The sequence below is a fragment of the Bacillus massilinigeriensis genome (assembly GCF_900111815.1).
GTDB classification, from domain to species: Bacteria; Bacillota; Bacilli; order Bacillales; family Cytobacillaceae; genus Mesobacillus_C; species Mesobacillus_C mediterraneensis.
In genome coordinates this window covers 2,281,318-2,292,589 of record NZ_LT630004.1, presented here as the reverse complement: position 1 = coordinate 2,292,589, position 11,272 = coordinate 2,281,318, and the positions used below count along the sequence as shown (strand labels likewise).

At 43.3% G+C, this 11,272-nt stretch carries 9 protein-coding genes, 1 pseudogene and 1 other annotated feature; of the genes and pseudogenes, 4 read left to right on the top strand and 6 right to left on the bottom strand.

The genetic code is table 11. The annotated features are described in order from the left end of the window. The 4 genes and pseudogenes from BQ5796_RS18150 to BQ5796_RS11895 all read right to left on the bottom strand — a co-directional run. Positions 1 to 263: pseudogene (locus BQ5796_RS18150) on the bottom strand (lactate utilization protein C); the annotation flags it as partial. Further along, a complete protein-coding gene (locus tag BQ5796_RS11905) occupies positions 263 to 1,690 on the bottom strand; it encodes a LutB/LldF family L-lactate oxidation iron-sulfur protein (protein WP_071460446.1) in 1,428 nt (475 codons plus the stop codon). The pseudogene BQ5796_RS18150 and the gene BQ5796_RS11905, both read right to left, overlap by 1 nt. Before the next feature lie 32 nt (positions 1,691 to 1,722). Further along, positions 1,723 to 2,439 (bottom strand): (Fe-S)-binding protein, encoded by a 717-nt coding sequence (locus BQ5796_RS11900; RefSeq protein ID WP_071460445.1) that lies wholly within the window; start codon positions 2,437 to 2,439, stop codon positions 1,723 to 1,725. 182 nt (positions 2,440 to 2,621) lie between these two features. Continuing rightward, entirely contained in the window at positions 2,622 to 3,356 is a 735-nt protein-coding gene (locus BQ5796_RS11895) for a FadR/GntR family transcriptional regulator (RefSeq protein ID WP_071460444.1), read from the bottom strand. A gap of 290 nt (positions 3,357 to 3,646) precedes the next feature. Between BQ5796_RS11895 and BQ5796_RS11890 the strand changes: the two genes are divergently transcribed. Together BQ5796_RS11890 and leuS are read left to right on the top strand one after the other, a co-directional pair. Continuing rightward, the gene (locus BQ5796_RS11890; RefSeq protein WP_071460443.1) at positions 3,647 to 5,335 is read left to right on the top strand and encodes an L-lactate permease; all 1,689 of its coding nucleotides are present in this window, start codon (positions 3,647 to 3,649) and stop codon (positions 5,333 to 5,335) included. 225 nt (positions 5,336 to 5,560) lie between these two features. Then, positions 5,561 to 5,779, top strand: a binding site (T-box leader). Between the two features lie 57 nt (positions 5,780 to 5,836). Next, complete coding sequence (gene leuS, locus BQ5796_RS11885; protein ID WP_071460442.1) at positions 5,837 to 8,254, top strand: leucine--tRNA ligase; 2,418 nt, start codon at positions 5,837 to 5,839, stop codon at positions 8,252 to 8,254. Positions 8,255 to 8,334: 80 nt separating this feature from the next. Here the strand turns inward: leuS and BQ5796_RS17960 are convergent, their stop codons facing one another. Then, positions 8,335 to 9,102: a YhcN/YlaJ family sporulation lipoprotein gene (locus BQ5796_RS17960; RefSeq protein WP_071460441.1), complete on the bottom strand. Its 768-nt coding sequence runs from the start codon at positions 9,100 to 9,102 to the stop codon at positions 8,335 to 8,337. Between the two features lie 149 nt (positions 9,103 to 9,251). On the opposite strand from BQ5796_RS17960, the gene BQ5796_RS11875 reads away from it, so the two are divergent. Next, the gene (locus BQ5796_RS11875) at positions 9,252 to 9,563 is read left to right on the top strand and encodes a rhodanese-like domain-containing protein (protein ID WP_071460440.1); all 312 of its coding nucleotides are present in this window, start codon (positions 9,252 to 9,254) and stop codon (positions 9,561 to 9,563) included. 138 nt (positions 9,564 to 9,701) lie between these two features. Further along, positions 9,702 to 9,893 (top strand): sporulation protein Cse60, encoded by a 192-nt coding sequence (locus tag BQ5796_RS11870; protein WP_071460439.1) that lies wholly within the window; start codon positions 9,702 to 9,704, stop codon positions 9,891 to 9,893. Here BQ5796_RS11870 and BQ5796_RS11865 read toward each other — a convergent pair. Then, on the bottom strand, positions 9,890 to 11,164 hold the full coding sequence (locus tag BQ5796_RS11865; protein WP_071460438.1) for a BaiN/RdsA family NAD(P)/FAD-dependent oxidoreductase: 1,275 nt from the start codon (positions 11,162 to 11,164) through the stop codon (positions 9,890 to 9,892). The genes BQ5796_RS11870 and BQ5796_RS11865 overlap by 4 nt on opposite strands. Between the last annotated feature and the right edge of the window lie 108 nt (positions 11,165 to 11,272).

Genomic DNA, 11,272 nt, shown 5'->3' with positions numbered 1-11,272 from the left:
GGCCCCCCGCCATATTCGGCAACTGTTTCTGCAAGCGTGGCGGGAAGGTTTTTTAGATTTGTTTCCACAAGGCTTGTATGAATTTTCATGCATTGGTTTTTTAGTACTTCCACAAGTTCATCTTGTGTTGCACCTTTTAAAACATCATCTTGAGGACGGTGTTTATAGGAGGGGGTTTTTACTCCTTCTGTTCGTCTTTCCCTGCCAAGACTCTTTGCGATTTGCGCTAGGAAAGCATCCTTGTTCTGAATGGATCCGCTCATTATTTAGCGCCTCCTTTTTCCCTGTTTTTGAACCAGTCCCTAAACCGCTCTTTATTTGGTGCGGGAAAGTTTCGGCTGTCTGTCCATAGCTTCAAAGGGCCAGGACCTTTTGTGATTGTATCGCCTTCTGTGAAGGGACTCATCGCAGATGGGACAAATTTTGTTCCTAACTTGTATAGAGCAGGGGAGGAAGCGCCCATACCAAATGCAGCCATCGCAATTTTTTCCGCAAAAGGTGCTTTTCCTTCTTCTTCCACAATGACTTGCCGATGTTTGTGAAGCAGCTGATGCAATGGAATCTTCACAGGGCAAACCTCTGTACATGCACCGCAAAGAGTCGTGGCATACGGCAATTCCTTAAATTCATCATATCCGCCAAGAAGCGGTGAGAGTACTGCACCGATAGGACCGGAATAGATGGATCCGTATGAATGTCCTCCAACTTGACGATATACTGGACAGACGTTAATGCATGCTGCACAACGGATGCATTGAAGGACAGACTGGAATTCTCCGCCTAGAATGGAAGACCGGCCATTGTCCACAATAACAAGGTGAAACTCTTCAGGACCATCTGATTCTAGTTCTTCTCTCGGCCCGGTCAAAACAGTGATGTAACTCGTCAATTTTTGTCCGACGGAGCTTCTGGTGAGCAGGCTTACCAGCACTTCCATCTCTTCGAAAGTAGGAACAAGACGCTCCATTCCCATCACGGTAATTTGGGTTTTTGGAAGTGCGGTGACTAGGTCCGCGTTGCCTTCGTTTGTCACTAGACTGAAAGAGCCGGTTTCAGCAACTGCGAAGTTACAGCCAGTAATACCAACATCAGCGCTTAAAAATTCTTCCCGAAGCTTTTGCCTTGCATGGAGAGCAAGTTCTTCGGGTTTGGAAGTTTTTTGGTATCCGAGTTTTTCAGCAAACACGTTGCGAATCTGTTCTTTATTTTTGTGCAGTGCAGGTACGACAATATGGGACGGAGGATCATGATCATCCACTTGCAGGATATATTCGCCCAAATCCGTTTCAATGACTTCACATCCAGCATTCTGTAATGCGGAATTTAACGAAATTTCTTCGGTAACCATCGATTTTGACTTTACGACTTTTTTTGCATTTTTTTGTTTCACTACAGCCTGAATATATTCATTAGCCTGTTCGGCAGTTTGGGCAAAAAACACATGTCCGCCTCTTGAAGCAACGTTTTCACTAAGCTGTTCCAAATAGAAATCGAGGTTTTCTAGGACATGCTGTCGAATTTCTTCTCCGAGAGCTCGCCATTCCTCCCAGTTGCCAAGTTCGTCTGTTGCATCCTGTCTGCGTGTTCCCATTCGCTCCTGGGCACCGGCGACAGCTCCGCGCATAAAGGAATTGTCAATCCCTTTTTGAACCCGCTCCTTGAACTTATCTTCACTGATTTTCATTGTCATGGGTTTATCCCCTCCATTCTAAAAGTTATGAGTCACCGGCTATTAAGAACTTCCGCAATATGCATGACTTTGATAGGTTTGCCATGGCGCTCAATTCGCCCTCCGATATTCATGAGGCATGCCGCGTCGGCGCCAATCAAGTATTCGGCTCCTGTTTCTGCCACATGCATGACTTTCTCATCAACCATTTGCTCTGAAATCTGTGCCATCTTGACAGCGAAAGTTCCACCAAACCCGCAGCATTGTTCTTTTCCTGGAAGCTCGGTAAACTTCAGTCCTTGTACATTTTTTAATAGCTTCATTGGAGCTTCTTTCACGCCAAGCAAACGGGTCATATGACAGGATGTATGGTAAGTGACGGTCGCATCGAACCGGGCACCTACATCCTCGATTTTTAAGACGTCCACAATGAACTGAGTCAGTTCATATGTTTTTTCCGCTAGCTTCTTTGCTTTTGGCTCCCATATTGGATCGCCTTTGAAAATATGCTGGTACTCATGGAACATGTATGCGCATGAACCCGATGGAGAAACTACATACTCCGCATCGATGAATGTATCGATCATTTTTTTCATGGCATCCTTCGTTTTATTAACATAGCCGCTGTTATAGGAAGGTTGTCCACAGCATACTTGGGATTCCGGGAATTCTACCTCACATCCCAGCCGCTCGAGCAATTCTACTGTTGCCTTGCCGACATTTCCCTGGAACAAATCGACAATACATGTTGCAAAAAGAGTAACCTTCACTTATTACCACTCCTTGTTATTTCATAACTGCTACTATTAAATAGTATGGTCATCAGATGACCTGTGTATTAATCCTGATAATTTTTATCATACTATAAATATGTTTACCTTTGAAAGGGCATTCAACAGAATAATTTCAAAAAGGTGCACACCACTTTATGGAAAAAAGCGGTGTGCACCTATTAACAATCTGTATTCGCAATTGTTTTATCAAGATAATGTTTAAGAACGTTTTCTACATCACCTATATGGCGAAGCATGAGGGACCTGGCATTTTCAGGATCCTGATTTTTGATGGATTGGTAGATTTCACAATGCTCGTGGTAAAGCCTATCGAGGGTTGTTTGTGTTGAATAGAGCCATACCCTGCGAGTTTCTTTCATTGTCTCTCCCATCAAGCCTGAAACATGGTTGATAAGACTGATCAAAAGTGGATTTTGTGAGCCTTGGGCAATTGCCAAATGAAATTCCAGGTCTGACTTTTCTCCTAACTCTTCGTTACCAAGGGCAAGTCTCATTCCTTCAAGTGCTCTTTCCATCGCTTCAAGGTTTTCCTCTGTTCTTCGCTCAGCAGCGGCATAAACTGTTCCGAGTTCAATGATTTTCCTAACTTCAAGAAGGTGGGCGACATCTTCCTTATTCATCAGGATAGCTGTCGATAAAGGAAGAGAAACTTGTTCTGTTTCAAACTCTTTGACATAAGTGCCTTCCCCTTGCCTTATTTCAATCAGTCCCATTGCACGAAGTGCTGTTAAGGCTTCTCTTATGGCAGAGCGTCCCACCTGAAAATTTTCTGCTAACTGCTGGACGGAATCCAGTTTTTCTCCCGGCTTTACTTGCCCGGATTTGATCATTTCAAGGATGGCTTCTGCAACCTCTTCATATATTTTCTTGGGTTTGATTTTTTTATATTTCAATTTATAGTCCTCCACATCACCTTGTTCCTAACTCCATTATACATATTTAAGGATATTTGGATACTAGTTGAAATCTGTTATAAATTTATTGGGCGTAGATACTATATAAATTATTTAAAAAGATAAAAAAATAGGTTGATATGTTACAAGATTGTCACATATAATTTGAACATAGTGGTTAATCACCAAGTCATCAGATGACCATACCAAAATAGTGAAAGCGGTTACTGCCGCGAGGGGAAAGACATTATGGGGACCATTTCATTTATTAAGATGCAAGGGGGAAAAACATGAATTTCACACAGAACTTCACCGCAGTCGGTGACAGCCTGGCATTATCGGCGATTGTTGCGCTGATTCCAATCCTATACTTTTTTTGGGCACTAGCCATCAAAAGGATGAAAGGGCATATTGCTGGATTGACAACATTACTTGTTGCTTTGCTTGTCGCAGTTATAGCGTTTAAGATGCCTGCCGGAATGGCAGTGATGTCTGCATCGCAGGGTGCTGCATACGGGCTTCTGCCAATAGGCTGGATTATTATTACATCCGTTTTTCTGTATAAGCTCACAGTAAAAACAGGGCAATTTGATATTATTCGCAACTCCGTTCTTTCTATTACAGAAGACAGACGTCTTCAAGCGTTGCTGGTTGCCTTTTCTTTTGGGGCATTCCTTGAAGGTGCAGCAGGCTTTGGAGCACCTGTGGCCATTTCGGCGGCACTTCTTGTAGGACTTGGCTTCAATCCATTGTATGCTGCAGGGATATGCTTGATTGCAAACACTGCACCTGTAGCATTTGGTGCAATCGGAATTCCTATTATTGCAGTTGAAGGACCAACAGGCATTCCTGCAATGGAGATTTCCAAAATGGTCGGACGCCAATTGCCATTCTTATCCGCGTTCATTCCATTTTACTTGATTGTCATCATGGCTGGTTTTAAGAGAGCTTTGGAAGTATTGCCTGCAATACTTGTTTCCGGTCTTTCTTTTGCACTCACTCAATATTTTTCCTCTAACTTTATGGGTCCAGAGCTGCCAGACATTCTGTCAGCGCTTGTATCACTATTCGCTCTGACAATCTTCCTGAAGTTCTGGAAACCAAAGACTATTTTCAGATTTGCTTCTGAGGAGGAAACAGCATCAACTGCTGCAGCAGAACAATTAAAGGAAGCAAGTCATACTGGCGGTGAAGTTTTCAAAGCATGGTCACCGTTCTTGATCCTTACACTAATCATTTCGGTATGGGGCATACCAGCTATTAAATTGGCTTTAACTGGTCACTATGAAGGAAGCAATATCATTCTGAAAGGCATTAATTCGCTTGGTCACATGGTGACTTTTGCTCCAGAAGTACCACTGTTAAATAATAGAGTCTTTAATTTCGCACGTGAAGCTGTTCCGGCAGTGTACAAGCTTGAAATTTTAGGTGCTGCTGGTACTGCGATTTTAATCGCTGCCGTTATGACGAAATATATTGTTGGGATGGATTGGAAGGACTGGTGCATTACATTTGGAGAGACATTGAATGAATTGAAGTATCCAGTTTTAACGATTGCTTCTGTTGTCGGGTTCGCTTATGTAACGAATTCTTCCGGCATGAGTACAACCCTCGGAATGACGCTGGCAAAAACAGGGGAAACACTATTCCCGTTCTTCTCACCATTCCTTGGATGGTTGGGAGTATTCATTACTGGATCCGATACATCTGCCAACCTGCTGTTCGGTAATCTGCAAAAAATTACCGCTGAATCTGTCGGCATGAATCCGATTCTGGCTGTTGCGGCAAACTCTTCTGGTGGGGTAACAGGGAAAATGATTTCGCCGCAGTCCATTGCAGTTGCGTGTGCTGCAGTCGGTTTGGCAGGGAAAGAGTCAGAACTCTTCCGCTTCACCATTAAACACAGTCTTTTCCTTGTCGTGTTGGTCGGGATTATCACCTTCCTGCAAAACTCAGTTCTGTCCTGGATGGTGCCGTAGGATAGAGAATAATCGCTGTCAAAAGCTTCTGTCCATGATGGCAGGAGCTTTTTGCAGTTTTGTCAAGAAGAACAAGGGAATGGGAAATGAAATTGAATGTTAATATCGAGTTCCAAGATGGCATAATAATGATTGCATTACTTAGCGAGAAGCTGGACAAGAAATAATTGCTCCTTCACTTGCATCACAAGATATAATTGTTTACAATAGCTGTATATTATATTGAAAAAGGTATTGACGAAGGAGTATTAGTGCGGAAAACCCTGCAGAAGAGAGCTGACGGACGGTGCAAGTCAGCCAGGTCCCCATGAACTCGCCTTCAGAGTCGCTGGCGTGAAATTAGTAGTGCCTGCCGTTTTCCGCGTTAAGGAGCAATGAAGCGAGTGACTTGTCACTAAGTTGGGTGGTACCGCGGGAGATCATACATATCCTCTCGTCCCTTTTTTGGGACGGGAGTTTTTTATTTTATCAAAGAAAACCAACGCAGGAGGTATCTGAAAAATGAGTTTTAACCATCATGAAATCGAGAAGAAATGGCAGCAGTACTGGGATCAGAACAAAACTTTCAAAACGGCGGAAGAGGAAGGAAAACGAAAATTCTATGCGCTAGATATGTTTCCATATCCTTCAGGAGCTGGGTTGCATGTTGGCCATCCAGAAGGATATACAGCGACAGACATTCTTTCTCGTATGAAAAGGATGCAGGGATATAATGTTCTTCATCCAATGGGTTGGGATGCTTTCGGTCTCCCTGCGGAACAATACGCGCTTGATACTGGCAATGATCCAGCACAATTTACAGAGCAGAATATCAATAATTTCCGCCGCCAAATTAAGTCACTTGGCTTCTCGTATGACTGGGATAGGGAAGTGAACACAACAGATCCTTCCTACTATAAATGGACACAGTGGATCTTCCTGAAGCTTTATGAAAAAGGGCTTGCCTATATCGATGAAGTTGCAGTTAACTGGTGCCCAGCACTTGGAACTGTCCTTGCGAACGAGGAAGTAATTGACGGGAAGAGCGAGCGCGGTGGCCATCCAGTTGAACGCAGGCCGATGAAACAGTGGATGCTAAGAATTACTGCTTATGCCGATCGTCTGCTTGAGGACTTGGACGAGGTTGACTGGCCTGAAAGCATAAAAGATATGCAGCGCAACTGGATTGGACGCTCGGAAGGCGCGGAAGTTACTTTTGACATTGAAGGTCATGAAGGACGATTCACTGTTTTTACAACAAGACCTGATACATTATTCGGTGCAACATACGCAGTGCTTGCTCCCGAGCATCCGCTTGTTGGAAAGATTGCGGCGGAAGCTCAGAAGGCTGAAATCGAAGCTTATTTAGATAATATCAAGAGCAAGAGTGATCTGGAACGGACAGATTTGGCAAAGGATAAAACAGGCGTATTCACAGGTGCTTACGCTATCAATCCTGCGAGTGGGGAGAAAATGCCAATCTGGATTGCGGACTATGTCTTAATGTCTTATGGGACAGGTGCTATCATGGCAGTTCCAGCGCATGATGAACGTGATTATGAGTTCGCGAAGAAGTTTAACTTGCCAATCAAAGAGGTCGTCCAAGGCGGAAATATTGACGAAACAGCTTATTCTGGCGATGGAAAGCATATTAATTCCGGCTTCCTTGATGGATTGGAAAAGGAAGAAGCAATCGAAAAAAGTATAGGATGGCTTGTGGAAAAAGGTATCGGCAAGAAGAAAATTACCTATAGACTGCGCGATTGGCTCTTCAGCCGCCAGCGCTATTGGGGGGAGCCTATCCCAATCATTCACTGGGAAGATGGAACAATGACCGCCGTTCCTGAATCGGAGCTTCCGTTAGTCCTTCCGAAGACAAAGGAAATCAAGCCTTCAGGAACAGGGGAATCGCCACTTGCGGTTATGGAAGATTGGGTGAACGTTGTTGACCCGGCAACTGGCAAGAAGGGGCGCAGGGAAACAAATACGATGCCACAGTGGGCAGGAAGCTGCTGGTACTACCTTCGCTACATCGATCCTCATAATGAAGAAGCACTTGCTGATGCGAACAAACTAAAGGAATGGCTGCCGGTTGATATTTACATCGGTGGAGCGGAGCATGCGGTTCTCCATTTGCTTTACGCTCGCTTCTGGCATAAAGTTCTGTATGATTTAGGCATTGTCCATACGAAAGAGCCGTTCCAAAAATTGTTCAATCAAGGAATGATTCTAGGAGAAAACAATGAGAAAATGAGCAAATCGAAAGGGAATGTCGTAAATCCAGATTCTGTTGTCGAAAGCCATGGTGCTGACACGTTGAGGATGTATGAAATGTTTATGGGCCCATTGGAAGCTTCGATTGCCTGGTCTACAAATGGCCTTGATGGTTCTCGCCGATTCCTTGATAGAATATGGAGGCTGTTTATCGACGAGTCAGGTAAACTAAACAGCAAGATTAAGGAAAATGCTGAAGTAGACAGCATGGAAAAGGTTTATCATCAAACAGTGAAAAAAGTGACGGAAGACATTGAAGGACTTCGCTTCAATACCGCTATTTCTCAATTGATGGTCTTCATTAACGAAGCTTACAAGGCAGAAGCGCTTCCGAAAGAGTATATGGAAGGTTTTGTGAAGATGCTTTCCCCGATTACTCCGCATGTTGCGGAAGAGCTGTGGGAAAAGCTTGGCCATGAAGGTACGATTAGCTATGAAGCCTGGCCTGCATATGATGAAGCCAAACTTGTTGACGATGAAGTTGAAATTGTTATTCAAGTAAATGGGAAAATCAAAGCGAAAATCATGGTCCCTGCAGATGCAAACAAAGAAACATTAGAAAAAATTGCGATGGGTGAAAATGTGGTTCAAGAACAAATCAACGGAAAAACAATTAGAAAGGTAATTGCTGTTCCAGGCAAGCTCGTCAATATTGTTGCTAATTAATAGAAGAGGGTGTCCCAATGGGCACCCTGTTTATTTTTAGCACTGCTGTAACTATGATTTTGTAAAAATTTAAGGAATTCTTATTTGTTTCTGTTGAAAACATCGTCAATTGTATTGTTGAAATCCCTGAACAAACCATCGCGATTATTGTTATTACGAATATCGTTTGTATAGTTGCCCATCGTATTATAAAAATCTTCGTCAAATGAAACGTATACCTTATGAATCCTATCATCAGCCTGCCTTACCTTGTCTGCAATACGCTGTTCAAACTTAGTTGAAACTTCGCTGTAATTGCTTCGGTCTTTATTCTCTTCTTGGTTGTTGACATTATTGTTATTATTTTGGTTATTGTTTTTATTTCCTGCATCTCCCTTTCCATCGATAAAGCCGTCAGATCCTTTGTCATGATCCTGGCTGATTTTTCCATCTTGGCCGTACCCAGGTCTGTCGCCGCCCATCCCTGTACCGTAAGTATCCGCATTCCCAGTACCAGCGCCGTCTGTTCCCATTCCGCCTCCGCCAAAGGCTTCTCCGCCACGATTGGCATCGTCATTATTACCGTCCTGATTATTTCTGTTTCCATCACGCAGCTTCACTGCTACATAAGCATTGTTATTAGTGATAATGACGTTTGCGTCATCCACTTCATTCATTTGCTCAACTTGGCGTTCAGCACGGTCGGAAAGGGAAAGCTTTTTATTATCTCTCGTATTATTTACTTTCGGTTTATCCATCTGTACTTTCTGCTGTCCGTTATCATTGGCTTGATCATTATCGTCTGCTCCGCATGCTGCAAGTCCTATTGCAAATACCCCAGCTGCAAGCACGCTCCACTTTTTCTTCACAGCGTAACCTCCCAAAAATGTTTTTTCCCTTTTAGCTTGTCTTTTTTTTTACTAGCTTATTCTTATTGGAAAAAACATCAGGACTTCATCATTTCTTTTTTCGCGGCAGGATGATAAATTGTTAATATTGTGTACGAACTGAAAAGGAGATGAGTCGAGTGGATATTCAGACGATTACTGCAGAGGAATTATGGAGAAAATTAGATGCAGGTGAAAATCTTCACCTTATAGATGTAAGGGAAGATGAAGAGGTTGCCTACGGAATGATCCCAGGTGCAAAACATATCAAAATGGGGGAGATTCCAGAAAGCCTTGATGCTTTTGATAAGAATCAAGAATATATCTTTATTTGCCGTTCTGGCAACAGGAGCGGAAATGTATGCTATTACCTTCAGGACAAGGGATACAAAGTCCGTAACATGGTTGGGGGTATGCTTTCGTGGGAAGGCAAGACAGAATAAGGATTGGCTTGTCCGAAAGTGGGCAAGCCTTTTCTATTTCGAAAGTGAAAAATCTTCTTCGCTGCAATTTCCCCAGCCTTTTCTTATATAAATCTGGATTTCCGTCAAGAATGGATAAAAAAAGAAAGGTCGGATAACATGATCCAAGTGAAGGTCTTTGATTATGAACATGAGAAAGATTTGGAGATGGAAATGAACAGTTTTCTCGAAGTGCTAGATGAAAAAAAGCTTGTTGAAATTAAATACAATGTAGCAGCGATAAAAGAAGACGGAGAAGACAGCGAGGGTCAAATCTACTGCTTCACCGCCATGATTGTATACAGGGTTTAATCATGCTGTCCGCGAGCAGACATACCTGCATTTATTCCGGCCAGCCTACCAGTCACCAGTGCCGAGGTAATATTGTAACCTCCAGTGTATCCATGGATGTCAAGGATTTCCCCGCAGAAATACAAGCCTTCCATTTTTTTCGATGCCATTGTTTTCGGTTCCACTTCTTTTACCGATACTCCGCCTCCTGTCACAAAAGCTTTTTCAAGCGGAAGGGTTCCATTTACTTTAAACCGCAACCCTTTTAACATTTTACATAGCTCCCTGACGCTTTCCTGCGGTATTTGCGCTCCCTGCGCAGAAGGTTCAATATCGCTCTTCTCAAGCAAAAAGTGCAAATATCTTTCAGGAACAATGCCTTTTAGGATTGTTTTAGCAGACTTTTTTGAATTGCTTTTCAAACTCGCCCATACTTCCTGAAACAGCGGTTCTTCTTTTTTATCTGGAACGCTGTCAATCACCATAACAACTTCACTCATATGCCACTTTTTCATTGCTTTAACGACGAATTGGCTGCAGCGAAGAGCAGCAGGACCGCTGATCCCAAAGTGGGTGAAAATCATATCCATCCGGTGGGTTGCTAATGTTTTTCCTTTCGGATTCAGCACACTTAATGCCACATCCCGCAGGGCGAGTCCTTGCAATGTTTTTTCCTTTATATACGCTTCAGCAGAAGTGAGCGGCACTTCTGTTGGAAATAGTTCTGTGATCGTGTGTCCGGCTTTTTTCGCCCAAGCATAACCATCACCAGTAGAGCCGGTGTGCGGGACGGATTTTCCGCCAACCGCAATCACAACTGATGCTGTTTCAAAAACTTCTCCGCTGGATGAAACGACGGAATCGATTTTTCCATCCTTATAGTTAATCGTTTTAACAGGGCAGTTTGTTTTGATATCTACATGAAGTTCCTTCAGTCTTGTAAGAAGTGCATCCACAACCGATTGAGCTTTGTCGGTTACAGGGAACATTCTGCCATGGTCTTCCTCTTTGAGCTCAATTCCAAGCTTTTGAAAGAAAGCGATAATATCTTCATTGCCAAAGATGGAAAGTGCGCTATATAAAAAGCGCCCATTTCCGGGGATATGCTCGATGATTTCTTCAATGGGCCTTCGGTTTGTAACATTGCATCGACCTCCGCCGGAGATAGCCAGCTTGCGGCCAAGCTTGTCCCCTTTATCCAGCAGAAGGACTCTCGCACCTTGTTCACCTGCCCCGATGGCAGCCATTAGCCCGGATGGACCCCCGCCAAGTACTATACAATCATAATTCATTACGGATTCACCAACTTTATTTCTGTCATTTTTTTATTATATAGCATTTCATACATAGCGGAAAAGGAAACGAAAAATCGTGAAAGAAAGTGGCGCACCGGAAGAAGA

What these genes read in the sequence shown, in the direction of transcription:
- BQ5796_RS11905 (WP_071460446.1), bottom strand. Translation starts at nt 1,690, where the DNA reads ATGACAATGAAAATCAGTGAAGATAAGTTCAAGGAGCGGGTTCAAAAA.
- BQ5796_RS11890 (WP_071460443.1), top strand. Translation starts at nt 3,647, where the DNA reads ATGAATTTCACACAGAACTTCACCGCAGTCGGTGACAGCCTGGCATTA.
- leuS (WP_071460442.1), top strand. Translation starts at nt 5,837, where the DNA reads ATGAGTTTTAACCATCATGAAATCGAGAAGAAATGGCAGCAGTACTGG.
- BQ5796_RS11875 (WP_071460440.1), top strand. Translation starts at nt 9,252, where the DNA reads ATGAGTCGAGTGGATATTCAGACGATTACTGCAGAGGAATTATGGAGA.
- BQ5796_RS11870 (WP_071460439.1), top strand. Translation starts at nt 9,702, where the DNA reads ATGATCCAAGTGAAGGTCTTTGATTATGAACATGAGAAAGATTTGGAG.
- BQ5796_RS11865 (WP_071460438.1), bottom strand. Translation starts at nt 11,164, where the DNA reads ATGAATTATGATTGTATAGTACTTGGCGGGGGTCCATCCGGGCTAATG.